The sequence below is a fragment of the Diaphorobacter sp. LI3 genome (assembly GCF_022807955.1).
GTDB lineage: Bacteria > Pseudomonadota > Gammaproteobacteria > Burkholderiales > Burkholderiaceae_C > Diaphorobacter > Diaphorobacter nitroreducens.
The window spans coordinates 4,029,439-4,053,341 of record NZ_CP094346.1; the positions used below are offsets into that span (position 1 = coordinate 4,029,439).

General features: G+C 61.9%; 23 protein-coding genes and 1 pseudogene. 7 read left to right on the forward strand and 17 right to left on the reverse strand.

Annotation, left to right across the window (positions count from 1 at the left end):
* Positions 1-7: 7 nt before the first annotated feature.
* Positions 8-568 carry a YaeQ family protein gene (locus MRB47_RS18780; protein ID WP_011807110.1) on the forward strand — a complete coding sequence of 187 codons (561 nt, stop codon included), beginning with the start codon at positions 8-10 and terminating at the stop codon, positions 566-568.
* A 73-nt stretch (positions 569-641) separates the two neighbouring features.
* Here the strand turns inward: MRB47_RS18780 and MRB47_RS18785 are convergent, their stop codons facing one another.
* Together MRB47_RS18785 and MRB47_RS18790 are read right to left on the reverse strand one after the other, a co-directional pair.
* Positions 642-947, reverse strand: coding sequence for a putative signal transducing protein (locus MRB47_RS18785; protein ID WP_011807111.1), 306 nt, complete (start codon positions 945-947; stop codon positions 642-644).
* A gap of 40 nt (positions 948-987) precedes the next feature.
* On the reverse strand, positions 988-1,431 hold the full coding sequence (locus tag MRB47_RS18790) for a DUF3717 domain-containing protein (RefSeq protein WP_252101459.1): 444 nt from the start codon (positions 1,429-1,431) through the stop codon (positions 988-990).
* 522 nt (positions 1,432-1,953) lie between these two features.
* Between MRB47_RS18790 and MRB47_RS18795 the strand changes: the two genes are divergently transcribed.
* From MRB47_RS18795 to MRB47_RS18805, 3 genes are all read left to right on the forward strand, one after another.
* Complete coding sequence (locus tag MRB47_RS18795) at positions 1,954-2,685, forward strand: TerC family protein (protein WP_252101460.1); 732 nt, start codon at positions 1,954-1,956, stop codon at positions 2,683-2,685.
* Between the two features lie 48 nt (positions 2,686-2,733).
* Positions 2,734-3,207: a hypothetical protein gene (locus MRB47_RS18800; RefSeq protein ID WP_220638164.1), complete on the forward strand. Its 474-nt coding sequence runs from the start codon at positions 2,734-2,736 to the stop codon at positions 3,205-3,207.
* A gap of 142 nt (positions 3,208-3,349) precedes the next feature.
* Positions 3,350-3,706, forward strand: a complete 357-nt coding sequence (locus MRB47_RS18805; protein ID WP_041836445.1) for a phage holin family protein — start codon at positions 3,350-3,352, stop codon at positions 3,704-3,706.
* Here MRB47_RS18805 and MRB47_RS18810 read toward each other — a convergent pair.
* Positions 3,674-5,239 carry a M48 family metalloprotease gene (locus tag MRB47_RS18810; RefSeq protein ID WP_252101461.1) on the reverse strand — a complete coding sequence of 522 codons (1,566 nt, stop codon included), beginning with the start codon at positions 5,237-5,239 and terminating at the stop codon, positions 3,674-3,676. The genes MRB47_RS18805 and MRB47_RS18810 overlap by 33 nt on opposite strands.
* Before the next feature lie 111 nt (positions 5,240-5,350).
* Here MRB47_RS18810 and moaC point away from each other — a divergent pair, with 111 nt between their 5' ends.
* Both moaC and MRB47_RS18820 read left to right on the forward strand, forming a co-directional pair.
* Entirely contained in the window at positions 5,351-5,851 is a 501-nt protein-coding gene (gene moaC / locus MRB47_RS18815; RefSeq protein ID WP_252101462.1) for a cyclic pyranopterin monophosphate synthase MoaC, read from the forward strand.
* A 60-nt stretch (positions 5,852-5,911) separates the two neighbouring features.
* On the forward strand, positions 5,912-6,520 hold the full coding sequence (locus MRB47_RS18820) for a Uma2 family endonuclease (RefSeq protein ID WP_252101463.1): 609 nt from the start codon (positions 5,912-5,914) through the stop codon (positions 6,518-6,520).
* On the opposite strand, the gene MRB47_RS18825 is transcribed toward MRB47_RS18820, so the two are convergent.
* From MRB47_RS18825 to sucC, 13 genes and pseudogenes are all read right to left on the reverse strand, one after another.
* On the reverse strand, positions 6,471-7,496 hold the full coding sequence (locus MRB47_RS18825; RefSeq protein ID WP_252101464.1) for a PglL family O-oligosaccharyltransferase: 1,026 nt from the start codon (positions 7,494-7,496) through the stop codon (positions 6,471-6,473). The genes MRB47_RS18820 and MRB47_RS18825 overlap by 50 nt on opposite strands.
* 235 nt (positions 7,497-7,731) lie before the next feature.
* Positions 7,732-7,980 (reverse strand): annotated as a pseudogene (locus MRB47_RS20040) (polymerase); the annotation flags it as partial.
* A gap of 153 nt (positions 7,981-8,133) precedes the next feature.
* A complete protein-coding gene (locus tag MRB47_RS18835) occupies positions 8,134-9,429 on the reverse strand; it encodes an ISL3 family transposase (RefSeq protein WP_252101325.1) in 1,296 nt (431 codons plus the stop codon).
* A gap of 186 nt (positions 9,430-9,615) precedes the next feature.
* Positions 9,616-10,635: an IS30 family transposase gene (locus tag MRB47_RS18840; RefSeq protein ID WP_252100635.1), complete on the reverse strand. Its 1,020-nt coding sequence runs from the start codon at positions 10,633-10,635 to the stop codon at positions 9,616-9,618.
* Between the two features lie 73 nt (positions 10,636-10,708).
* Entirely contained in the window at positions 10,709-13,732 is a 3,024-nt protein-coding gene (locus tag MRB47_RS18845; RefSeq protein ID WP_252101465.1) for a fused MFS/spermidine synthase, read from the reverse strand.
* Positions 13,733-13,789: 57 nt separating this feature from the next.
* On the reverse strand, positions 13,790-14,554 hold the full coding sequence (locus tag MRB47_RS18850) for a hypothetical protein (protein ID WP_252101466.1): 765 nt from the start codon (positions 14,552-14,554) through the stop codon (positions 13,790-13,792).
* A gap of 53 nt (positions 14,555-14,607) precedes the next feature.
* A complete protein-coding gene (locus tag MRB47_RS18855) occupies positions 14,608-15,141 on the reverse strand; it encodes a pilin (protein WP_411275717.1) in 534 nt (177 codons plus the stop codon).
* 343 nt (positions 15,142-15,484) lie between these two features.
* On the reverse strand, positions 15,485-16,120 hold the full coding sequence (locus MRB47_RS18865; RefSeq protein ID WP_252101467.1) for an FHA domain-containing protein: 636 nt from the start codon (positions 16,118-16,120) through the stop codon (positions 15,485-15,487).
* A gap of 104 nt (positions 16,121-16,224) precedes the next feature.
* Complete coding sequence (locus tag MRB47_RS18870; RefSeq protein WP_252101468.1) at positions 16,225-17,040, reverse strand: Stp1/IreP family PP2C-type Ser/Thr phosphatase; 816 nt, start codon at positions 17,038-17,040, stop codon at positions 16,225-16,227.
* A 112-nt stretch (positions 17,041-17,152) separates the two neighbouring features.
* Positions 17,153-18,115 (reverse strand): IS110 family transposase, encoded by a 963-nt coding sequence (locus MRB47_RS18875; protein WP_011804582.1) that lies wholly within the window; start codon positions 18,113-18,115, stop codon positions 17,153-17,155.
* A gap of 390 nt (positions 18,116-18,505) precedes the next feature.
* A complete protein-coding gene (locus MRB47_RS18880) occupies positions 18,506-19,189 on the reverse strand; it encodes a TerC family protein (protein ID WP_252101469.1) in 684 nt (227 codons plus the stop codon).
* A 155-nt stretch (positions 19,190-19,344) separates the two neighbouring features.
* Complete coding sequence (sucD, locus tag MRB47_RS18885; RefSeq protein WP_011807127.1) at positions 19,345-20,238, reverse strand: succinate--CoA ligase subunit alpha; 894 nt, start codon at positions 20,236-20,238, stop codon at positions 19,345-19,347.
* A gap of 19 nt (positions 20,239-20,257) precedes the next feature.
* Positions 20,258-21,418, reverse strand: a complete 1,161-nt coding sequence (gene sucC / locus MRB47_RS18890; RefSeq protein ID WP_011807128.1) for an ADP-forming succinate--CoA ligase subunit beta — start codon at positions 21,416-21,418, stop codon at positions 20,258-20,260.
* A gap of 177 nt (positions 21,419-21,595) precedes the next feature.
* On the opposite strand from sucC, the gene argC reads away from it, so the two are divergent.
* Entirely contained in the window at positions 21,596-22,528 is a 933-nt protein-coding gene (gene argC, locus MRB47_RS18895) for an N-acetyl-gamma-glutamyl-phosphate reductase (RefSeq protein WP_252101470.1), read from the forward strand.
* 210 nt (positions 22,529-22,738) lie between these two features.
* Here the strand turns inward: argC and dprA are convergent, their stop codons facing one another.
* On the reverse strand, positions 22,739-23,899 hold the full coding sequence (gene dprA, locus MRB47_RS18900) for a DNA-processing protein DprA (RefSeq protein WP_252101471.1): 1,161 nt from the start codon (positions 23,897-23,899) through the stop codon (positions 22,739-22,741).
* Positions 23,900-23,903 lie beyond the last annotated feature (4 nt).

The window sequence follows — 23,903 nt, forward strand, 5'->3', positions numbered from 1 at the left end:
GCATCCCATGGCCCTCAAGTCCACCATCTTCAAGGCGAACCTGCAAATCGCGGACATCGACCACGGCTACTACGCCGACCATGCACTCACCCTGGCGCGCCACCCCAGCGAGACCGACGAACGCATGATGGTGCGGCTGGCCGCCTTGGCGCTGCAGGCCCATGAACTGCAGGACACCTGCCAGGGCGATGGCACGCTGGCGTTCGGCGCGGGCCTGTCCGATCCGGAGGATCCGGACGTATCGCTGACCGACTTCACGGGTCGCAAGCGGTTGTGGATCGAGGTCGGGCAGCCCGAGGACAAGCCGCTGACCAAGGCCTGCAGCAAATCCGATGCGGTCATCGTTTATTGTTTTCACCACGCAGCCGAAGTGTGGTGGAAGGGCATCGAGAACAAGCTCACGCGGCTGGACAAGCTGCAGGTCTGGCGCCTGCCCGCCGACGCCGCCCAGCAACTGGCAACACTGGCCGAGCGCAGCATGCAGCTGCAGGCGACGGTGCAGGAAGGCGGCCTCACGCTGAGCAGCACCCTGGGCAGCGTGCATGTGGAACCGCTGCGCTGGAAGTAACATGGTGTTTTGAGCAAAAAACACCTCTAGCGCCCGACCAACAAGCGCTACCAGCTCCTGAATAAATAGCAATTTACTGCGGCATCAAGGCGCCGCAATTCCAGCACTGCTCGAAGCCGCCCTCGATCGCCTCACCGCACGCGTGGCAGCGCCACTGGCGCTGCGGCAGATGCTGGAACTCCCGCAACAGCGCACGGGCGCGTTCTGCATGTTCGGGGTACGTCAGCCAGATCTCGGGCAGGCACTCTCCTGGCGGCAGGTGGCCCGCCGCCGCGCCCAGATGCTGGCGCTGCACGCTGGCGGGCATGCCGGCTTCGCACAGCAGGTCGCGCCACAGCGTGGCCATGGCGATATCGGGGGCCTGGGTCAAACGCAGCATGCGGCCACCTTAGCCGGCGCGCGCCCCGCCGTAAAGCCGGTCAACCAGCGCCGGGAGCGCCGCCGGAGCAATCGGCGGGGCGCTCGGCCGCACGTTCGGCATAGCGCGTGAAGCGCAGCGCCGTGCCCTCGCGGGTGATGCGCCGCCACACGGCGCGCTTGTCCATCGGGCTCATCGCCAGCCAGTGCTGCACCTCGGCAAAGCTGCGCCCGCAGCCCTTGCACCATTCATCCCCCTGGCTGGTGGAGCAGATGGCGATGCACGGTGTGTCGGGTGTGGTCTCGTACCAGGCCAGCCACGCCGCCAGCGCCGCGGCGGGCATCTGCTGCGGCGCCACGTCCTCGGCCCGCGCAAACACCATGCGGCCATACACCTCGGCCAGCGCCTCGATTTCCGGCGCCAGTCCCACGCCATCGGGCGATGGGGCGCGGGCGCGCCAATGGTTGATGGCGGCTTCGATATCGGCGACGTGGATGCAGGACATGGCAGGTAGGGGCGCGCCGATGATACCGCCCGCCCCGGTGTGTTCCATGCGCATGGCGGCGGGGCCGCCAGGGCCATTCGCTATGTTTTAAATAGCATGGCAGACATATTCCGTCGCGCGTCTGGCAACATTTTCTTCAAACCGCCTTGCGCAAAAAACGCCTGCCGCTTGCGCGCCGCCCGCGTGCCATGTTCCAATCGCAGGTTCGAAGGGGAGTAGCTCCTGACCTCCAAGTCCTGACGGCCATCGGCCCCGGGGTGCAGAGGCTCTCGGTCTGTCGTCAGTACGAAGCGCACCGCTTCCGGCAGCCCGGGCCCGGCATGCGCCACGCATCGCACGCGGCTGAGCAAGACCTTTGATGGCCCTGCGGGGCTGATCAAGGCCGTCCTTACCTCTTCGCGCGTCGCAACCCACGCGGGTGGACGAGTCCCTGGTCACCGTGCAGTGTCTCTCTTGCGGAGCCGCCCACCGCCACCTACAGTGGCTGCGGGCCTCCTTTCGGTTACTGATAACGAGGACTTTATGGAATTTCTGACTTCACCCGAGTTCTGGGTTGCACTGGGGCAGATCATCATCATCGACATCCTGCTCGGTGGTGACAACGCCGTGGTGATCGCCCTGGCCTGCCGCAAGCTGCCCCCCGCGCAGCGCACCAAGGGCATCATCTGGGGCACGGCGGGCGCCATCATCCTGCGCGTGGTCCTGATTGCCTTCGCGATGACGCTGTTGAACCTGCCCTTCCTGAAAGTGGTGGGCGCCATCCTGCTGGTGTGGATCGGCGTGAAGCTGCTGGCCCCCGACGAGGACGGCCACGGCAGCGTGGCCGAGAGCGACAAGCTGCTGGCCGCCATCAAGACCATCATCGTGGCCGACCTGGTGATGAGCGTGGACAACGTGATCGCCATTGCCGGCGCCGCACAGAACGCGGGCGACCACTCGCTGCTGCTGGTGGTGCTGGGCCTGCTGATCTCCATCCCGATCATCGTGTGGGGCAGCCAACTGGTCATCAAGCTCATGGAGCGCTTCCCGGCCATCATCACCGCCGGCGGCATGCTGCTGGGCTGGATCGCCGGCGGCATGCTGGTGTCCGACCCCGCACTGGCCAACCCCGACAAGTGGCAGTGGATGTTCAAGCTGGAGCAGTCCGACACCCTGAAGTACGCCGCCAGCGTGGCCGGCGCCCTGCTGGTGCTGGTGATCGGCAAGGCCATCGTCGCGCAGCGCGGCAAGACGGCCCCTGCACAGCACGGCTGAAACAGGCCTTCCTGCACACGCACCCATAGGACCGACAGGAGATCCGCCATGGACAAGGTCATCGTGTATGTGGACGACGCAGCCTACGCGCGGCAAGTCCTGGAGCCGCTGGCGGCCCCCGCCACTGCGGGCACGATCCACTGGGTGCTGGTGGCCTGCGCACCGCGCATGACGCACCGCATCAGCAAATGGGTGAGCCATAGCGCACGCGAGAACTGGCGCGCCAAATGGGCGGACAAGCTGTTTGCCCAGCTGCAACCCTGGCTGCGGGCGGAGGGTGCGCCCATCAGCACGGTGCTGGCCAAGGGGCCGCTGCCCGAGCTGCTGGCGCAGCTGCAGTCCGAGCATGGCGCGTGCAGGGTGGTAGACGCCCGTCGCCCCAAACTGGAACAGGAGGTGAACACCCCGACCGACGCAGCGCCCGCCGCCGCGCCGGTCATCGTGCGCAAACCGCCACGGCGCTGGACGGTGCCCGGCTCGCTCGCCAGCCTGGGCCTGCTGTTCATGCTGGCCGCCGACTGATCGGCACGGCAGGACTCGGCAAAACCACGGTTCAGCCCAGCCGGCCCATCGCTTGCAAGCGCAGATGGGCCGGCTTTTTTTACACGCGCTCATGCCGCATGCGGCGCGGCGCATTCACCGGCCCGGTGCTATGCTGCGCGCCATGCGACTACTGCTCAAATGGCTGCTGAGCGCGGCCGCCCTGCTTTGCGTGGCCTACCTCTACAGCGGCGTGGAGGTGCGCAGCTTCGGCGCTGCGCTGATCGCGGCCTTTGTGATCGGCCTGTTCAACGTGGTGCTGCGCCCGGTCCTCGTGGTGCTGACGCTGCCGGTGACCATCGTCACCATCGGGCTGTTCCTCTTCGTGATCAACGCGCTCATGTTCTGGGCCGCCGCGTCGGTGCTGGGCGACGGTTTCCAGGTACACGGCTTTACCGCCGCGCTGATCGGTTCGCTGATCTACTCTCTGCTGGGCATGCTGATCGAATCAGCGCTCGGCGGCCTGTTCCTTAAGAAGTGACTCCACGGCACGCAGGCGCGTGTCGATGATCGACGCTTCGATGTAATCCCCCGCCGCGCTGCTGCGCCGCGCAAGGTCCTGCCCCGCCTTGAAACGATCCACCGCGGCCGCGTAGTCATAGCGTGCGGCGTGTGCCTCGGCCTCGGCGCGCACGGCGCGCAGGGGCTGCCCCTGCTGTTGCCATACCTGCGCCAGCGCCTGCCAGACGGTCGCGTCCCGAGGATGCGTGGCCACCCAGGTCTGCAAGGGCCCCGCCATCTCGCCTGCCGCGCCCGTGCGCAGCAGGGCCTGGGTGCGCAGCAGCATCTCTGGCCGTGCGGGCGCGGGCGCGCTGGGCACACCGCTGCCTTCCGTGACGACGCTGCCCTGCAGGTACGTCAGCGCCGCGGGCGCATCGCCCGCAGCCAGCTCCAGCTCAGCACCCAGCAGGCGCGCCTGGCGCAACGCTGCAGCATCGGTACCTGCGCTGGACTGCAGCGCACGCAACGCCTTGCGCGCAGCCGCCATGTCGCCCAACTGCACCGCGCTGAGGGTGGCCGCATACCAGGCCGCCACCCGCTGCGGTGCGGGCCGTGCGGCAAAGCCGGCGTCCTGCGGCTCGGCAACCCACTGTCGCCAAGCATCGACACCGGGGCGCATCAGCACGCGCGCGCGCGCAGCCATCATCAGGTGCTCCAGCGTAGCCCGCGCGGGCTGCGCCGCACCCGGCGGGATGCGGCTGTGCATGTCCGCAATGCGCTGCGTGGTCAAGGGGTGGCTGCGCAGGTAGGGCCAACTGCCGTTGTCGTTGATGCGGTTGGCCTGCTGCAGCTTGTCGAACATGCCCACGAAGCCCTGCGGCGCAAAGCCAGCGGGCGCCATCAGGCCGTAGCCCACACGGTCGGCCTCGCGCTCCATGTCGCGCGAAAAGTTCAGCTGGCTCTGCACGGCCAGCGCCTGCCCACCCACCATCAGGGCCTGGGCCGCATCGGGGCTGCGGCTCGCAGCCAGCGCGCCGAGGATCAGCGCGCCCAGCATCAGTGGCGTCTGCCGCCCCTGCTGCGCGATCAGGCGTGAAATATGGCGCTGGGTGACATGGCTGAGTTCGTGCGCCAGCACCGACGCGAGCTCGTCGCGCGTGCTCACCACGCCGATCAGCCCGAGGTGCACGCCGAAGTAGCCGCCCGGCAGGGCAAATGCGTTCACCGTACGGTCGCGGCCCAGCAAGATCTCCCAGGCAAAGCGTTCCTCGAGTTCGGGCGACAACTCCCCCCGCGCCTTGGCAGCCTGCACCAGTGGCTGGAACAGGCCCTGCACATACTCATTCAGCACCGCGTCATCGATGTAATCCGGGTCGCGGTACAGCTCGCGGATGATGCGGTCGCCCAGCTTGCGCTCGGCGCTGGTCGTCATCTCAAGGCCGTCTCCCAGTGTGGGCAGCGATGGCTGTGCCACCACAGCCGGTGCTTGCAGGGAGCCAAATGCTATAAAAAAAGAAGCTGTCAGCGCTTTCCAGCTGGGCGCTGGAAGCCAATTTTGTAGAGAACCTTGCACAACACTCCTTCACCCGCGGGAACGGGCCGGCCATCAATCGCGGCCATCTGCACATGGCCGTATGATGCCCCGGCCATTGGAATGTTTCGCACCCGGTTGTAAACCCGCCTTATGACAACGACCCCCTCTCCCCTCACCCACTTCGACGCCCAAGGCCAGGCCCACATGGTGGACGTCGGCGCCAAACCGGCCACGCACCGCGTGGCCATTGCCACGGGCCGCATCGAGATGCAGCCCGCCACACTCGCGCTGGTCGAGTCGGGCACCGCCAAGAAGGGCGACGTGCTCGGCGTAGCGCGCATCGCCGGCATCCAGGGCGCCAAGAAGACCAGCGACCTCATCCCCCTGTGCCACCCCCTGGCACTGACCCGCGTGGCGCTGGACTTTGCTCCCGCCAGCGCACAGTACCCCGGCGCCACCGGCATTGCCTGCACCGCCACGGTGGAAACCGTGGGCCCCACGGGCGTGGAGATGGAGGCCCTCACCGCCGTGCAGGTGGCCCTGCTCACCATTTACGACATGTGCAAGGCGGCCGACCGCGGCATGTCCATCCACGACGTGCGCGTGCTGCAAAAGCACGGGGGCAAGTCGGGGAGTTATGTGGCGGACTGATGCACGATGCTCCTTGCCAGGCGCAGACTGCTACCATGACCACCTACCCCGGAGCGAGCCATGTCCCTACCCGCACCACAGCCGTTTTTTGATGCCCAGGCCTACCTTGCCTGGGAGGCCGAGCAAAGCACCAAGCACGAGTACCACGACGGTGAGGTATTTGCGATGGCGGGCGCGTCAGACGCCCATGTGACGGTGGCAGGCAATGTGTACATGGCCCTGCGCAACCACCTGCGCGGCAGCCCCTGCAGCGTGTTCATCTCTGACATGAAGCTGCGCGTGGAAGAAGACAACGCGTTTTTTTACCCCGATGTCTTCGTCACCTGCGCCGACAGCGACCGTGGGCAGAGCCACAGCAAGAGTGCCCCCGTGCTGGTAGTGGAAGTGCTGTCCCCCGCCACCAGCGCCTACGACCGCGGCGCCAAGTTTGCTGCCTACCGCAAGCTGCCCACACTGCGCGAATACGCCCTGATCGATCCCGAGCGCCTGAGCCTGGACTTATTCCGCCGCGATGGCGACAGCAAGCGCTGGGTGCTGCACCCCATCGAGGCTGGGGGCCACGTCGAATGGGCCAGTGTGGGCCTACAAGTGCCGCTGGAGGCCCTGTACGAAGACGTGCCTATGACGACGACGGGGCCACAACCACACCCGGCGCCCGACAAGGCATGAGCGGCTCGCCCGACATCCCGTTCTTCTTCTGCCAGCGCGCATGGTCTTTGGGGTATGCCGCCCGGTAGCGCTGCAAATGGAACGCCGCCTCGTCGTCCAGGCCCAGCAGCGTGGCGCTCTCGATCAGGCGCTCGATCACGCGCGGCTCGGGTGAATAGTGCAACATGCGCAGGGCCAGCGCGTGCGCCCGCTCGGCAGTGTCGCGGTTGACCGGCATGGTGGTCAGCTCGGCAAAGGCAATGGCGTCCTTGAACACCCAACTGCCTTGCACCTGCGCCAAGGGGTTGTCGCGCATGGAAGGCATGCGCTGCGCCACAGGCGTGTAGATCTGGCTGATGCGGTGGTACTGCCACCCCAGCGCCCCCCAGAGCACCAGACCCGCCACCGCAACCACCGCCCACAGACCCAAGGGCACGCGCCGCACGACTTGTACGGCTGCATCCAGCCCAGGCCCGCGCCAAAGCAGCGCCAAGGCCCACAGCGTGACCAACTGGAACGGCCCGTACCACAGCGGAAATTCCAACATGCTGTGCAGCCCCACCAGCGCCAGGATCCCCCAGGCCAGCTGGCGCACGGAGTCGGTTTCCGCCCAGGGGCGGGAACGCCAAACCCACAACGCAACCAAGCCGCACACCAACAACGTGACGGGAAGGCCTAGCTCCACCGCCAGGTGCAAAGGCAGGTTGTGGGCGTTGTCGAGCAAGACACAAAACCGCGCGCCTGGAAACAAGGTGATGTAGTGCGCATAGTCCAGCTCACCCCAGCCCCAACCCGTCCATGGCTTTTGCAGGATCAGGTGCCACACATTGGCCCACAACACACCGCGGCTGGTGCAGCCCGGCGCTTGCCCAAAGCGGCTGAACAGCCCATCGGCCTGAAAGCCCGTCCATTGCCACAACAGCTCCGGCAACAGCCACGCCGCCCAGCCGTAGAGCAGCAAACCGGCCAGCGCCAACCCCAGAGGCACCCAGCCCATGCTCGCACGCCACCAGAACAGCAGTACACAACACCAGCCACTGCGCCAGCCCCGTGCGCGAGGCAGTGGCGGCACTGCCCACCGCCAGCAAGGCCAGCGCCCATGCCACGAGCAAGCCCAGCCCCACTGTGGCCATGGATCTCGTGCCTTGCCGCACCGCCGTACCTTGATCAACCTGGCCTTGAATGGACTGCGCCACCACCCACCACAACGCCCACAAACCCAAGCTCAGCAATGAGGCCTGCTGGTTGCGCTGGCGCAACTGGCCCATGGCTACGCCGGGCTGCGATGGGTGGATCCAGTCGCTTACTGCTTGCGCAACGCCAAAGTACTGCAGCAGGCCGATGGCGCTGGCGAGGAGGGAGGCGAGGAGGAGACCGGCAGCGCATTGCTGCGCAAACGCTTGTCGCCTGACAGGTTCGAGGCATTCCCCCGCAATACCTAGCAAACAAGATGCTAAGCCAACACCCAACCATGCAACCATGACAGGCCAAAAATTGGTCAGTGGCGGCCGGATAAATAGTACAAGGAAAGGCAATGCCAATACAAAGACAAAGCCGGCATCAATGCAAAAACTCCGCCGCAAAAAGCGCCCCCTTTTATGGCTCCATGTCGTTTCGTGTGGAAAGCAACACCGTCACTGGGGCATCGCCGGCGCGAACGGGCTGGCCGGCAGGTGCTTGAGCTTGGACATGCGCAGGTAGGCGATGGCGATGAAGTTCTGGCTCGTCCTGAAGCCGCGTGCGGCGCGCTTGGCCTGCTGCAGCAGCCCGTTCATCGCCTCGACGAAGGCGTTGCTGCGGTGATCGACCATGCTGCGCACCACCGCGTCGAACCGCTCCTTGAGCGTGGCGGCCAGCTTCTTGAACGGCTCGAGCCGACAGCGCCGCGCCCAGCTCAGCCAGGCCCTGAGGTCGGATGCGGCCTGTTCGATGCTGTTGTGCGCTGTGGCCCGCGCGTACACCTCGCGCAGCGCCATCTTCAGCCGCCACGCCCGCGCGCTCTTGAGCGTCGAGCGCTGCAGCCAGTGCATCGCCTGGATCTGGCGGGCGCTCCAGGTGCTGGGGTTGCGCCGCATGCCCCACAGCAGCTGCCTGAGCGTCTTGCGGCCGCCAGCGCCCAGCGCGGCTCGCACCGCCTGCGCGTCGGTGGCCATCTCCGCGCGGCGCACCTGGTCCATCGCATCGATGGCCATCGAGACGACGTGAAAGCGGTCGTAGCTGATCTGCGCCTGGGGCAGCGCCAGCGCCACGCCCTTGGCGTAGGCCGCGCTCATGTCCATGCACACGTGCCGCACCTGGGCGGGATCGCCGCCATGGGCCTTCAGATCCTCGGCGAACTCCACCACCGTGCGGTGCTCGCGCCCCTCGGTGGCCAACAGCAGCCGCTTGCGATCCAGGTCGTGCACGACGGTGATGTAGTGCTGCCCGCGCCGCAGGCTGGTCTCGTCGATGCCCACCGTGCGCACGCCGGCGAAGTCTTCCAGCGCACGCGCCTGCTCGACGTAGAACTCGATGCGCCGCCACAGCCGCTTGTCCTTGCAGCGCAGCAACTCGGCGGCCTGGCGCACCGGCAGGTCCAGGCACAAGGTCAGCGCCAGCGCTTCGAACGCCGCGGTGAAGCCCGAGCCCGGACGCGCCCAGGGCACGGCCACCTGCGTGGTCTTGCCGCAGGCACCGCAGGCCACGCGCGGCACGTCGCAATGCAGCCAGGCCTCGAACTGGAAGAAGTCCAGGTGCCGCCAGGATCGGCGCAGCCGGTCGTGCACCGGTTGCGTGGCCGCACCGCATGCCGGGCAGGCGAGCCTGCTGGTGTGGCAGCCGATCTCGAAGTCGATACGCCGCTTGGCGGTGTCGAGCCTGACGTCATCGACGACCCACGGCGGCTGCAAGCCCAGCGCGCTGGTGAACAGAGCTTCTACGGCAATGCCCATGGACTCATCCTCCTGATCAAACACGCCTCGTGGACATGTGCACAGGCCGGCCAGCGGCCTGCACACATGCCCACCGGGCTCGACGACCAGGAGTCATTGTGACTGTTGGGTTCCACACGAAATGACGAAGAGCCATCAAATGACTCGGCGGTCTCAAATCTGAAGTGCAACACCGCTGGTTGATATTCAATGAATGGTAGCGGAGCTTTTCTCGGCGATAGCCGCCATGAATCGCTGAAAAGCCTGGTAGGGAGAATCCCAGCCGAGAGTCTGACGAGGACGGTTGTTCATCAGATCGGCCATGGAGTCCAGCGCATCCTGGTCATGCATGCTCAGGTCTGTGCCCTTGGGCATGAACTGGCGCAGCAGCCCATTCGTGTTCTCACAACTGCCTTTTTGCCAAGGGCTGTGCGGATCACAAAAGTACACCCGCATGCCAAGGGCTTGGGCGAGTTCCTTGTGCCGGGCCATCTCCTTGCCCTGGTCGTAGGTGAGCGTCTGGCGCATCGGCTGTGCGATCTGGCGCAGCTTGTTGGTGAACGCGGCCAGCGCACTGTCTGCGGATGCGTCAGGCATCTTGCACAGCAGCACCAAGCGCGTTGAGCGCTCTACCAGCACACCCACCGCCGATTGGTTGCCAGCACCCTTGATCAGATCCCCCTCCCAATGCCCCGGGATCACGCGATCATTGACCTCGGGTGGGCGAACATGGATAGAGACCATGTCTGGAATCTGACCACGCCGATCAGAGCCTGCTGAACGCGGGCGGCGTGTACTCTTGCCTTGGCGCAGCAGTGCGATGAGCTGGCGGCGCAACTCACCGCGTGGGTATGCATAGATGGCGGTGTAGATGCTCTCGTGCGAGGCATGCATGGTTGGGTCCTGGGGATACATGCGCTGGAGTGTGCGTGCAATCTGCTGGGGCGACCACAGCCAGCACAGCATGGTGGTCACAAGAGTCCACAACGCCCCGCAGCTGTGCAGCTTGGGGTATGGCTTGGCCTGAATGCGCCGCAGCTGGCACAGACGCTGCGCAGGCGCGCTGGCGTAACCGCCGTGGCAGGCGTTGCGCCGCAACTCACGGCTGATGGTGCTGGGGCTGCGGCCTTGAAGGCGGGCTATGGCCCTGATGCTCCAGCCCTGCTGGCGCAGCGATGCCAGCGTCACTCTGTCTTCTGGCTGCAAGTGCTCGTATCTCGTTCCCATTTGCGTACATTACCCTTGGTGAGGGTGTTGCACTTCAGATTTGAGACCGCCCTCCATTTAGCGGCTCATTTGATTATTCGAATGCCATTGCATTTAATAACCATCTTTGGCGCTGATAGCCACCGGTAGATTTTACTTTGGTACCATATTGATCTTCCATGGCGGCCACGTCTTCCCATTTCTCTTGCTGAGCTAACGCCAGTGACATGGCGGAATAAGCAACAGGCGCAAATTCTTCGTCTAACACAGCGTTGTGAGGGCGATTGTCAAGCCATTCTCTAGCGGTGGTTTCCATTTTCCTAGTGTCTCTCGATGCCATGGCTTCGAGCAATTTGAGAGTTCTTTTTATCTCATCTGGCATGGAAGCGCAATCAATCCATTGGGGGGCGATCCAAACGCCTTTCATGTGCTCCGGGGCCAGAAATGCCATCGTGAGATCAACGACTTCTCTCATGCGACTTGCCAAAACATAAATCTGTTGCTTAGTCCAAGGCTTTCCACAATAAGGTACCGCACTCTTGAGTAACAGACCTGGTGCGGTAGATCGGCCTGGTTGCAAACCTGCTACTTGATGGTTTTCTTCCTCTCCACGAAGAATGGCGCCAATGGCGCGCGCGCGTTTCGTTACTAGTTCTGCAGGAAAGTGATTTAAATTTGATGGCTCAAGCTTTGAGGGCATCGCGGCTCTTACCCCCAGCATTTCCAGCATGAGTGTAGGCTGATGTGGAAGTTCGAGTAAATGGTCGGCGTTTTGGTGTTTGAAACGTGTGCGGGGAGCATTTAGACCGAGCACTGGGTAGAAATCTGAATTGGTACGCAACTGATCATACAAACGTGCAAAGCCGCGCAACATTCTTGCATCTGCCACCCTTCTGAAGGCAATTTGGTCAGAGGATGCGATATTCAGGGTTTGAAGTTCCGTGAATAAGTGTCCGCCATCCTGGATTTTTGAAAAATCAACAGGAGGTACTTTCCCTTTGGGTGTTGCAATTATCAATAGATCTGACCCGTTGGATAGCCAAGCTTGATAGTCTGAAAATGAGCTGGTTAAGCCCCGCAATATAGAGCCAACCAGAGATTCGTTGATTTCATATAATTGCACCCATTGAACAAATACGCCATTGTCACTCAGGTGGCGTGGAATGAATTTATAAAATTCCTCCGAAAAAAGCGCCCCTACTCCGCTGATCCATGGATTGGACGGTTCGGAAATGATGATATCGTATTTCGTTTTCTGTCCCGAAAAAAATGCTTTCGCATCATCAATGACAATCGTGGAGCGCGGATCGGAGTATGCGCGTTCAACTCTTTTGCCGAAGAGCTTAGCACCATCCACCATTACTTTTTCTATTTCAATGGTGTCCACTTTTTGGATGCGTGTATCGCCAAGTAATGTATGTGATGTCAATCCAGAACCAAAGCCGATCACGCCTACATTTTTCGGTTGGTCGACGATAGCAAGTGGCAATGCAGCCGCCATAACCATTGTGGGCTCGTCATGCGGTGGAATACCGTGATCTGACATCAGTACTGCAGCATCCACCTTGCCATTGGTTGCTATCCGAAGCGTTTTGGCGTCACGGTTTGCGATGACAGCAACACTTGCGGTTTTTCCATCGCGATAGAAAACGATATTATCCTCATTGGTGAGCTGAGAGTTGCCTGATCGAAATACGCCAGAAGCTAATCGCATGGCATCAAATGGCACACGCAAGCCGATGACAAGGAAGAATACGGAAAGAGCGGCGGCGAGTCCGAAACCCCTGAGAGAGCGCCTATCACTCACAAAAGCTCGCAAAAACAAGAGGCCGACAGCAATGTCCACAAGTGCAGCAATGCACAAAGTGAGTTTCAATCCAACGATGGGAATTAGCAGATGAATCGCGATGAACACACCTGCTATTGACCCAATCGTGTTTGCCGCATAAACCTTGCCAATGGCGCCCTCGCCGGCGCCATCGCGCAGCAACGCCACGGTGAAAAGGGGCAGCGTCGTCCCAGCAAAGAACGCGGCGGGCAGCATGATAGCTATAGCAATCACTGCTGTTCCTATGTTGAACAGCGCGTAACCTTCATCTGTTCTTGCCAGTGACTGGATCAACCAGCCGACCCATTCAAATGAGTTGCCGTAAACTATCAGCGAAATCAAAGCAGCAGAACCCATGAAAACTTGCATCCACCCAACAAGTTTCAATGGTTGATCGACGGTATCAGCTCTTTTGCGGACCCACAATCCTCCGAATGCGATACCGCCGATAAAGGATGCAAGCATTAATTCAAATGCATGCATGGTACTGCCGACTGCCATGCTCAGCATTCGTATCCATACGATTTCGTAGGTAAAAGAGGCAGCGCCCGATATAGCGGTTCCCCACAGAACGGATCGGATCAGTCGACTCTTCCTGCCGTTCTGATCTGCTTTGCTTATCAAGGAGGCGTTGCTGACAGGGGCTTTTGTTTGATCCTTGCCCGCAAGAAGCCATGCCAATATGGCAACCAGAAAGTTAAAAGCAGATGCAAAAATCATCGCTCCTGGCAGTCCAACCCAGGGAACCAAAGCAAATACCGCAATCAGTGCGCCCGCAGCGGCGCCGATGCTATTTGCAAAATAAAGGCCGCCTAATAATCCGCCTGCGCCTTCTGGGAATTTTCTGATTAATCCCGCGCTCATCAAGGGGAAGGTCATTCCGAGCAAAACGGTTTGTGGCAAGATGAGCGCAGCCGCAACAGACCATCGCAATAAATCGATGCTCAACGAAGATCCCAGCAATGGAATAATCACGTCATAGCTAAATGCGGCAATAGTATTAAAAATCCAATGAAAAACCAGACCAAATACACCGATCACCAGCTCGATGGCGGCGTAGACTTTGATCAAGTTACGCCATTGCAAGCCCATGCGCGCCACGCTCACAGCGCCCAGAGCCATTCCGCCCATGAATATCGCGAGCACCAGAGCCTGCGCATAGGCGGCATGCCCCAAAAATAATCCGAGATAGTGCGTCCAAATCGATTGATAAATCAATCCGGCAAACCCAGACAAGACAAATACGAATAGCAGTGACAAACGTATTGTGTTCTTTTGTAAAATAATCAATTTGGCTCCTTGTTTGGCGGGTGATGATGGGGCTGCTATTGGTCTCGTTTTGATGTACTATTGTTTATATTGTTTAAAGCCATCTATTGGTGCATATTCGCGGGCGTGGCCTGAATTGTCCAGGAAAACGATCCATTCCTTGTTTTTTGTGCTGGTGAATGGAATGAATTTTATTTGATCTGCTAACATGTCCGCCGTCAGTGGGTTGTTGATTTTTTTCATGAAAAATTTCTCAAAATCTTCTGGGCGCAGGTCGGTTGCCGGTTTGGCGGCGTCCAGCACCTGCTTGGAGACAGAGGCATAATCTGTCCATAATTCTTCGCGCTGGCTCGGCTCGATGCCTTGGAAGGATTGAAAAATCAATTCAGTGGAAGAGAGTTTTGGATTTTGAAAGTCAACGGCGACCAGCAAGGGGCCGCGCAGTGAGCCCTGTATTGCGCAATGATCGTTTCCTTTGGATGAGCGCCATACCACTTCGTTGGCTTGCAAAACGACAAACCTGTCGCGCTCAAATACTATGGCAACAGGCCGTCCGTTGATTAAGACAAAAAATCCTAATAAAAACGCTGCAATTTGGATGGCAATGATCAACGTCCAATCAATGGCCAATGCTTTTTTTGTTTTATTTGTTTTTATTAGAAGGATGGGTAGTGCTACGGCAAGGAAAAATTGGATGCCTAAAATCGTGCATAGCGTGCGTCCCATTTCAAGGACGTGAAGCGTGGGATACGGGTACCATACGCCAAAAATCAAAGGAGCGGCGAAGGCCAGCGTAACGGCATTCACCATCCAATTGGAAAGAATGGACCAGTGGCGCGACATCGGCGGTTAAAAAAAAGGAGTGCCGGGCACTCCTTTTCGTGAGGTAGGAAAAATTATCGGCAAATAGCAGGAGCGTACTTCGCTTCCAGTGTACCCGCTGTTGCCTTCATGCCTGCTTTCGTGGCAGCAACTTGGGTCGCCGAAGCGCAAGCCCAGTCGAGCGCTCCGCTCACCCCTGCCGTCAATGCGGCCTTCAGCTGTTGTGGCGCACCAGCAGTATCGCGCACAAACGGGTTAATATTCACGGTATTTTTTGCGGCAGCCACACCGACTGCGGCAGCACGGTAGGTCACCGTGATTTCACCCGTACCACCGATTTGCACTTTTTCAACAAACTTAGAATTTGCACCAGTATTGCCTGCTTGTGCATTCCAAGTGGTCACCACGTTCGCCAGATCATTGACAGACGTAGCATCGCTGGCCAGCATGCTTTTTGCACTTTCGGCAAGGCTCAAGCCTTCAGAAACTCGGGTGCGGACTGTGTAGTCCTGGTAAGCAGGCAGCGCAATGGCAGCCAAGATACCAATGATCGCCACAACGATCATCAATTCGATCAGGGTGAAACCTTGTTGCAGGGTACGCTTCATAAATCCTCCTCGGAATTAGGTAATAGCCCCCGCAGAGGAATCCTGCGGGTTGAGAAAACTTGAGCAGCTTCTGTGCCAACATCAGAATGCAACCAAACGTTGCAGCGCGCGACATTTTTCACCAGTTTCCTTGACCCAGCAAAGGAAAAGCCTAACCAATCGGTCACACGTCGACACATTTGTCACCCCAAGGTGTTCGACGTGGAGAGCTACGCAATTCGGTCTGTTAGAGGCAGCGCGGCATTCTGCGACCCGCGGCAGCACCCTTTCTCCCATCAGGCGCTAACGGCTTTTAAAAGCGAAGCGCTAATGATCGCCACACTAGCGTTGCCCTCTGCACGCTCTAGCCCTGCACAAACTCCATCTCAGTGCTGGCCAGAGCGATGCGGTCACCATTCTTGAGAGTTATGGGGTCCACTCCAATGGGCGTACCGTTCAGGAACGGAAAGTCACCCCCCTCCACATGAGCCAGCACGAAGCCGTTGTGGCGCTTGGTGATGGATGCCACGGCCACGCCGGGCTTGCCAATGGTGGTAACCACTTTTGTCAGAGCCACCTCACGGCCGGCGGCGGGGCCGTTCATCACCCGCACGGCGGCGCTCAGCACGACTGGCGCAGGGGCCGCAGGCTTGGCCAGCGGCGGCAGCATGCCGGGCTTGAAGACCATCGTCTTCTCATAGTCATGCCCAGGCTCTTCGTGCAGGAAGCGGATTTTGTACTTCCCCAATTCCACCGTGTCGCCGTTGCGCAAAGGCTGTCGCTTGATGGCCTTGCCATTGACATAAGTGCCGTTGGTGCTGCCCAGATCCTCCACTTCCACATCATCCCCATTCATGAGGAAGACCGCATGTTCACCACTGACGGCAAGGTTGTCGATGACCACGTCGTTGTAGGGGCGGCGGCCTACCGTTGTGCGTTCCTTGGTGAAGGTAACTTCCTTGATGACAACTCCATCGATCGACACGACCATTCTGGGCATGATCACTTTTCCTTATCCAAACAACTTAGCTAGTAGAGGGAAGTAGCAATTTCCGGGCACAGGCAAATGAAGCCCTGGCGGTCGGGCTGAGCTTGGCGGAAGGGTCACGAGGTGCCCAGCAGGCGCGCCATGAGGCCGCCGCGTTTTTTGGCGTCTTGAGCGAGTTGCGTTTGCGCCAGCACTACGCTGATGTTGTCCCGCCCTCCCATGGCGTTGGCCATGGCCACCATGCGCGCCGCTTTATCTTGTAGCGCAATGGGCATCCGCGCCAGTTCGGCCAAATCTTCGTCACTCAACATATCCGTCAGGCCGTCGGAGCAAAGAATGAACAAGTCACCGGGCTCGACAGGAAATTCGTTGATTTCTATGTGCACGGACACATCCACCCCCAGCGCCCGTGTCACCAGGTTGCGCTGCCCCGAAACGGCTGCTTGTGCCGGCGTGAGCAGTCCCAGGTCGATCTGCTCCTGCAACCACGAGTGGTCGCGCGTGATCTGCCGCAAGAGGCCCTCGCGCCACCGGTAGCAGCGCGAATCACCGATGTGGCCGAGAATGAGCCGGTCGTCACGGAACACGCCGACGACCAGCGTGGTACCCATTCCCAGGTACTGGGGGTTGGACATCGAGGCCCCGAGGATCGCGTGGTTCGCATTGTCCACACAGGCCTCTAGTGCATGCCGTACATCCGAAGGCGATGCCTCGGAGCCGTCGCCTTGCAGCCAGCGGACCATCTCGGTGCCGATGTAGGTGATCGCCATCCCGGCAGCCACCTCGCCCGCGTTGTAGCCCCCCATGCCGTCGGCCAGGATGACCATCTGCGCCGTCTCATGGATGGCCACAGCGTCTTCGTTGTTGGAGCGCACCCGCCCCGTGTCCGTCAACGCGCAGAATTCGTAGCTCAGCATCGGCAGAGGTTTCATAAGAGACTCCCGCGATACGCCTCACGCGAAGGCGCTTTACATGCGGTTGAGGAGGGCATCGCTGCATATCCCTCACAACCGGCATTGCGGGACTGAGTAACCGTCTTCGAAGTCAAGCGCAATGAAGCGACTTGTCCCAAGGTTTTCCAGTGCGCACCATGGCGTTGAGCGTGGTGAGCAACTTGCGCATGCAAGCGACCAGGGCGACCTTGGGCAACTTGCCAGCGGCCTTCAGACGCTCGTAGAAGGCCTTGATGGCCGGGTTGTAGCGGGTGGCCGTGAGCGTTGCCATGTACAGCACGCGGCGGATCTCGAAGCGCCCGCCTTGTACGCGCCGCCTGCCCTTGCTGCCGCCGGAGTCATTGGCCATGGGCGCCACGCCCACCAATGCAGCGATCTCGCGCCGGTTCAGCCGGCCCAGCTCTGGCAGCTCGGCAATCATCGTGGCACTGGCCACCGGGCCGACTCCCGCAGCCGACTGCAGCAGCGTGTCGAGCTCCCCAAAGTGCTCGCGCACATGCGTGACCATCTGCTCTTCGATCTCATCGAGCTGCGCCTTGATCGCCGCCTCGATGGCCTCGATGCTGGCGTGCAGCTTCTTGGGCGTGATCTGCAGCCGTTGGCGCTCCGAATGGAGCATGGTCAGCAACTGGCGCCTGCGCGTGACCAGGGCCGCGAGCCACTGCTGGCGCTCATCGGCCAGGGGGCGCAAGAAGCGCTGCAGATCGTCGCGGCGCAGCAGCACCGCTGCCAGCTCGGCCAGCGTGCGCGCATCCACCGCGTCGGTCTTGGCCAGGCGTCCCATGGATTTGGCGAAGTCGCGCGCCTGGCGCGGGTTGATGACCGCCACGGGCAGGCCTGTGGCCTGCAGGGCACACGCTAACGCGGCCTCGTAGCCGCCGGTGGCCTCCATCACCACCAGACCCACGTCCAGGGGCTGCAGGGCAGCCGCCAGCGCCGAGTGGCCTTCGGCATCGTTGTCAAACCGCTGGGCGCTGCTCTTGGCACCCAGCACACAGACATCCACGTGCGCCTTGGCCACGTCGATGCCCACCGTCACTGAGGTAACAGACATGATCTTCAGATCCCTTGCTTGTGCATGCGCGCTCAATCAAGGCGCGCGTAACCGTTCGGGCTTCACGAAGACCAGCGCGGCGGCCATGCGTTCTGTACTCAGTCACGGGCTCTATCACCCCAGCGCCTACCAAACTGCACGGGCCGGTCTGGCCGCCTCAACGGCGTTCAGACTCTACCGCGCTGGTCTGGTTTAAAGATACAAGCATCATAGTCGAGGCGCACCGGGCGACAGGTCCGTCATGATGTTGAACGCGTGCAAGCCAGGCCCGTTGACGTGTGTTGCAAAAGAGGCCCTACGCAGCCCTTCTTGGCTGCCATTTTTGCTACTTCATGGACATGTCCGTCAGGTCGCGGCACATTCCCGTCGCACTAACGCGCGCCAGACTTTTCAGGCTTGCCGAGGTTCGCCGCGGGATTGCATCAGCTTGCCCACCATCACCACCAGCACGGCGCCCGCTATGGCGGCTACGTAGTGGAGCCACGGATGAACCATCGCGTAATCGTGGAGCAAGTTGTCGTTGACGATGGTCTCGCCTCCCACCCAACCGATCAACGCGGCCCCCAGCGTGACGATGACGGGAAAGCGTTCCATGAGCTTGATCATCAGGGTGGAGCCGAAGATCACCAGCGGTATGCTGATGGCCAGCCCCAGGACGAGCAGCACCATGTTCCCCTGGGCCGTCGCCGCGACGGCAATGACGTTGTCCAGGCTCATCACCAGGTCGGCAATCAGGATGGTGCGGATGGCCGCGAACATGCCCCCTGCGGATTTGGAAGCACCGTCGTCTTCCTCTTCGCCCGTGAGGAGTTGATAACCAATCCACAGCAGCAGACAGCCCCCGACGATCTGCAGGAAGGACAGCTCCAGCAGCTTGGCCGCCACTACCGTCAATACGATGCGCAGCACTACCGCCGCGCCGGAGCCGAACATGACGGCCTTCTTCTGCTGCTGCGGAGGCAGCGAACGCGCCGCCAAGGCAATGACGACAGCGTTGTCGCCCGACAAAATGATGTTGATCCAGACGATCTTCACCAGGCCGATCCAGAAATCGGCATTGCTCAAGTACTCCATTGATGGCTCCAGTGTTATGGATCGAAAACGCCAGCCTGGGTCAACCAAGCTGGCGTTTCTTTTGTGTTGGAGCTGACAGTGTAGAGAGGGATGACCCTCGCGCGCGTGCGTAATTTTGCGTAACCTGGCGCGCTACACCGTGCCAGGCTCGCGGATTACAGCAGGCCCTTGAGCAGGCGAGCCATCTCGGAAGGATTGCGGGTAATGGTGAAACCGCACTCTTCCATGATGGCCAGCTTGGCGTCCGCCGTATCGGCGCCGCCGGAGATCAGCGCACCCGCATGGCCCATGCGCTTGCCCGGAGGAGCGGTCACGCCGGCAATGAAGCCCACGATGGGCTTCTTCATATTGGCCTTGCACCAGCGGGCAGCTTCTGCCTCGTCGGGGCCGCCGATCTCGCCGATCATGATCACGGCGTCGGTGTCAGGATCGTCGTTGAAAGCCTTCATCACGTCGATGTGCTTGAGGCCATTGATCGGGTCGCCGCCGATGCCGACGGCGGACGACTGGCCGATGCCCAGTTCGGTCAACTGTGCCACGGCTTCGTAGGTCAGCGTGCCGGAACGGCTCACCACGCCCACACGGCCCTTCTTGTGGATGTGACCGGGCATGATGCCGATCTTGATCTCGTCCGGCGTGATCAGGCCAGGGCAGTTGGGGCCCAGCAGCAGCGTGCGCTTGCCGCCAGCGGCTTCCTTGGCCTTCATCTTGTTGCGCACTTCAAGCATGTCGCGCACGGGAATGCCTTCGGTGATGCAGATCGCCAGGTCCAGGTCGGCCTCGACGGCTTCCCAGATGGCGGCGGCCGCGCCTGCGGGCGGCACGTAGATCACGGAGACGGTAGCACCGGTTTCCTTGGCGGCATCCTTGACCGACCCAAAGATTGGAATGTCAAAAATCTTCTCGCCGGCCTTCTTGGGGTTCACACCCGCCACGAAGCAGTTCTTGCCGTTGGCGTATTCCTGGCACTTTTCCGTGTGGAACTGACCGGTCTTGCCGGTGATGCCCTGGGTGATGACCTTGGTGTCTTTGTTGATGTAGATCGACATGTTTTATCTCCGGGCCTGCTTAACGGACGGCTTCGACAATCTTCGTGGCGGCTTCCGCCATGGTGTCGGCGCTGATGATGGGCAGGCCGGATTCGGCCAGCATCTTCTTGCCCAGCTCTTCGTTCGTGCCCTTCATGCGCACGACCAGCGGCACCTGCAGGTTCACGGCCTTGCAGGCGGTGATCACGCCGGTGGCGATGGTGTCGCACTTCATGATGCCGCCGAAGATGTTGACCAGAATGCCCTTGACCTTGGGGTTCTTGAGCATGATCTTGAAGGCTTCGGTGACCTTCTCGGGGGTGGCGCCGCCACCCACGTCCAGGAAGTTGGCCGGCTCGCCGCCAAACAGCTTGATGGTGTCCATGGTGGCCATGGCCAGGCCGGCGCCGTTCACCAGGCAGCCGATGTTGCCGTCCAGGGAGATGTAGGCCAGATCGAACTTGGAGGCCTCGACTTCCGCCGGATCTTCCTCGTCCAGGTCGCGCAGGGCCACGATTTCCGGGTGGCGGAACAGCGCGTTGGCGTCGAAGTTGAACTTCGCGTCCAGGGCCATCAGGTTGCCCTTGGAGTCGCAATTCAGCGGGTTGATCTCGACCAGGGACGCGTCGGTGTCCATGTAGCACTTGTAGAGCTTGGCGAACAGGTCCACCGCCTGGTCCACCGAAGCACCCGTCAGGCCGATGGCTGCGGCCACCTTCTTGGACTGCTCGGGCGTGATGCCGGTCAGGGGGTCGATCATCTCGGTGATGATCTTCTCGGGCGTGGAGTGGGCCACTTCCTCGATGTCCATGCCGCCTTCGCTGGAAGCGATCAGCGCCACTTTCTGCGTGCCACGGTCGGTGACCAGGGACACATACAGTTCGTTCTTGATGTCGGCGCCATCCTCGATGTACAGGCGGCGCACCTTTTGCCCTTCAGGGCCGGTCTGGTGCGTGACCAGCTGCATGCCCAGGATCTCGCTGGCGCGTGCCTTCACGTCATCAATGGTCTTGGCCACCTTCACGCCACCGCCCTTGCCACGGCCACCGGCGTGGATCTGGGCCTTCACGACCCACACGGGGCCGCCGAGCTTTTGTGCGGCTTCAACGGCTTCTTGCACCGTGAAAGCGGGGATGCCACGCGGGACGGGCACGCCGAAACTGCGCAAGATTTCCTTGCCTTGGTATTCGTGAATCTTCATGAGGTCTCTCTCAGGGGAAGGATGGTGTTTGTACCCGTTCTGCCGAAGAGCGGAAATACAGCCGCATGCTCGGGAATGGCAACCGGTAAATGTATCATGCTGCGACGCACCATTGATGTGGATATAACTTACGCCCCCGGCCCCCTCCCTGGGCCGGCCCTTGCAGGAGCTAACTCGATGTCCAAGGTCTTTATTGATGGCGAGGCAGGCACCACCGGCCTGCAGATTCGTGAGCGCCTACAGGCCATGCCCCAGGTGGAGTTGGTCAGCATCGCCCCCGAACTGCGCAAGGACGCCGCCGCCAAGCGCGCACTGATCGCCGGTGTGGACCTGGTCGTGCTGTGCCTGCACGACGATGCCGCGCGCGAAACAGTCGCGCTGGTGGACGCCATCACTGCCGAGACCGGCCGCGCCATCAAGATCATTGATGCCTCTACCGCCCACCGCACGGCGCCGGGCTGGGTGTTCGGTTTTCCCGAACTGGCGCCCGGCCAGTTGGAGGCCGTGCGCAACGCCACGCGCGTATCCAACCCCGGCTGCTATGCCACCGGCGCCATCGCCCTGCTGCGCCCGCTGGTCGACGCCGGCCTGGTGCCCGCCGACCACCCGTTGGCACTGCCGTCGGTGAGCGGCTACTCCGGCGGCGGCCGTACGATGATCGAGGCCTACGAGCAAGGCCAGGCGGCGCCCTTTGAGCTGTATGCACTGGGCCTGTCGCACAAGCACCTGCCCGAGATCCTGAAGTACACCGGGCTCACGCGCCGCCCGATCTTCATCCCCTCGGTGGGCAACTTCCGCCAAGGCATGCTGGTGCAACTGCCGCTGCATCTGGATCTGCTGCCCGGCCAGCCGAAGGCGGCGGACCTGCACGACGCACTGGCGGCCCATTACGCCAAGAGCAATACGCCCGAGCAGTGGGTGAAGGTGCTGCCGCCCACCGAGGACGGCAAACTCGATGCCCTCGCGCTCAACGACACCAACCAGTTGGAACTGCGCGTGTTCGCCAATGAGAGCTACCGCCACGCCGTGCTGGTGGCGCGCCTGGACAACCTGGGCAAGGGCGCGAGCGGCGCCGCGGTGCAGAACCTGCGGTTGATGCTCGGGCTATAACATCAAAAAACATAGCTGTCTGCGCTTATTTCATCCAGGTTTCAACGGAAAAATCCTTTGAAATGGATGAATAGCAAGCGCGAACAGCTCATTTTTATATAGCAAACACGTGCCCGTACCGCGCCGGCTGATCCGCCGAGCGGTCAAGGCCGCGCGGCAAGCCCCTTCCCCGCAGGCGTGCACCGCGAAGCGCGCACTGCCGTCGCTGCTTTAGGCCTGCCCCACGCGCTGGAACAGCCCGCCGGGCAGGCGCGCGACACGCCCCTCCAGTTCCAGCTCCAGCAGCCGTACTTGCAGCGTGGCGGCATCCAGCCCCGTGCGCGCCACCAGTGCGTCCAGCCCCAGCGGATCGAACCCCAGCGCATCCAGCACACACTGATACGACGGCGCAAGGGGCTCCTCGGACGCGTCCTGTGCTGCGGGGATGGCGGCTGCCGGCGCATGCCAGCGCAGTTCTTCCAGCACGTCCTGCGCCGACTCCACCAGCTTGGCGCCCTGGCGTATCAGCGCGTGGCATCCACGCGACTGGGGCGCGTGGATGGAGCCGGGTATGGCGAACACCTCGCGCCCCTGCTCGGCCGCGAGCCGCGCGGTGATCAGCGAGCCCGAGGCCAGCGCCGCCTCCACCACCAGGGTGCCCTGCGACAGGCCGGAGATGATGCGGTTGCGCTTGGGAAAGTTGGCCGGCAACGGCGGCGTGCCCAGCGGGTATTCGCTGACCAGCAAGCCGTGGCGCGCGATGCGGTGGGCCAGCTCCTTGTTGGCACGCGGGTACACCCGGTCCAGCCCGGTGCCCACGATGGCAATGGTGGCGGGCGCGGCGCCGTCGGGCGGATCGATCAGCGCGCCCTCGTGCGCCGCCGCGTCGATGCCCAACGCCAGGCCCGAAACGATGCACAAACCCGCCTCCCGCAGAGCGCGTGCGAACTGCCGCGCATGGTCCGCCCCCTGGGCCGTGGGGTTGCGGCTACCCACCATGGCCAGGCTGTGCGCCGGTGCGAACGGCGCGCCGCCCTGCACGAACTGCGGGGCACCCAGCAGGTACAGCAGCAGCGGCGGATCCTCGGTGGCCAGTAACGCAGGAGGATAGGCCTCGTCACCCAGCGTGACGATGCCGTGCGCCGGCTGCGCGGGCGCCCGCCCGTCCAGCAGCCACTGCCACGTCCGCTCGGTCAGCGCCTCCAGCTCATCGGGCACGCAGGCGAGCGCGCGCGCCTGCGCCGTGGTGACGCAGGACTGCCAGGCCCTCTCGCCCTGCGCAAAGATGTTCTGGGGAAGGCCGAACGCGGCCAGCAGCCTGCGCGCGGCACCGTTGCCCACGCCAGGCGTGAGCGTCAGTCGCAGCCAGGCGGCCAGTTCGTCGCGTTGCATGCGC

Coding starts and splice junctions, on each gene's coding strand:
- MRB47_RS18780 (WP_011807110.1), top strand. CDS start 8: ATGGCCCTCAAGTCCACCATCTTCAAGGCGAACCTGCAAATCGCGGAC.
- MRB47_RS18785 (WP_011807111.1), bottom strand. CDS start 947: ATGCTGCGTTTGACCCAGGCCCCCGATATCGCCATGGCCACGCTGTGG.
- MRB47_RS18790 (WP_252101459.1), bottom strand. CDS start 1,431: ATGTCCTGCATCCACGTCGCCGATATCGAAGCCGCCATCAACCATTGG.
- MRB47_RS18795 (WP_252101460.1), top strand. CDS start 1,954: ATGGAATTTCTGACTTCACCCGAGTTCTGGGTTGCACTGGGGCAGATC.
- MRB47_RS18800 (WP_220638164.1), top strand. CDS start 2,734: ATGGACAAGGTCATCGTGTATGTGGACGACGCAGCCTACGCGCGGCAA.
- MRB47_RS18805 (WP_041836445.1), top strand. CDS start 3,350: ATGCGACTACTGCTCAAATGGCTGCTGAGCGCGGCCGCCCTGCTTTGC.
- moaC (WP_252101462.1), top strand. CDS start 5,351: ATGACAACGACCCCCTCTCCCCTCACCCACTTCGACGCCCAAGGCCAG.
- MRB47_RS18820 (WP_252101463.1), top strand. CDS start 5,912: ATGTCCCTACCCGCACCACAGCCGTTTTTTGATGCCCAGGCCTACCTT.
- MRB47_RS18825 (WP_252101464.1), bottom strand. CDS start 7,496: ATGGGCTGGGTGCCTCTGGGGTTGGCGCTGGCCGGTTTGCTGCTCTAC.
- MRB47_RS18835 (WP_252101325.1), bottom strand. CDS start 9,429: ATGGGCATTGCCGTAGAAGCTCTGTTCACCAGCGCGCTGGGCTTGCAG.
- MRB47_RS18840 (WP_252100635.1), bottom strand. CDS start 10,635: ATGGGAACGAGATACGAGCACTTGCAGCCAGAAGACAGAGTGACGCTG.
- MRB47_RS18850 (WP_252101466.1), bottom strand. CDS start 14,554: ATGTCGCGCCACTGGTCCATTCTTTCCAATTGGATGGTGAATGCCGTT.
- MRB47_RS18855 (WP_411275717.1), bottom strand. CDS start 15,141: ATGAAGCGTACCCTGCAACAAGGTTTCACCCTGATCGAATTGATGATC.
- MRB47_RS18865 (WP_252101467.1), bottom strand. CDS start 16,120: ATGCCCAGAATGGTCGTGTCGATCGATGGAGTTGTCATCAAGGAAGTT.
- MRB47_RS18870 (WP_252101468.1), bottom strand. CDS start 17,040: ATGAAACCTCTGCCGATGCTGAGCTACGAATTCTGCGCGTTGACGGAC.
- MRB47_RS18875 (WP_011804582.1), bottom strand. CDS start 18,115: ATGTCTGTTACCTCAGTGACGGTGGGCATCGACGTGGCCAAGGCGCAC.
- MRB47_RS18880 (WP_252101469.1), bottom strand. CDS start 19,189: ATGGAGTACTTGAGCAATGCCGATTTCTGGATCGGCCTGGTGAAGATC.
- sucD (WP_011807127.1), bottom strand. CDS start 20,238: ATGTCGATCTACATCAACAAAGACACCAAGGTCATCACCCAGGGCATC.
- sucC (WP_011807128.1), bottom strand. CDS start 21,418: ATGAAGATTCACGAATACCAAGGCAAGGAAATCTTGCGCAGTTTCGGC.
- argC (WP_252101470.1), top strand. CDS start 21,596: ATGTCCAAGGTCTTTATTGATGGCGAGGCAGGCACCACCGGCCTGCAG.
- dprA (WP_252101471.1), bottom strand. CDS start 23,899: ATGCAACGCGACGAACTGGCCGCCTGGCTGCGACTGACGCTCACGCCT.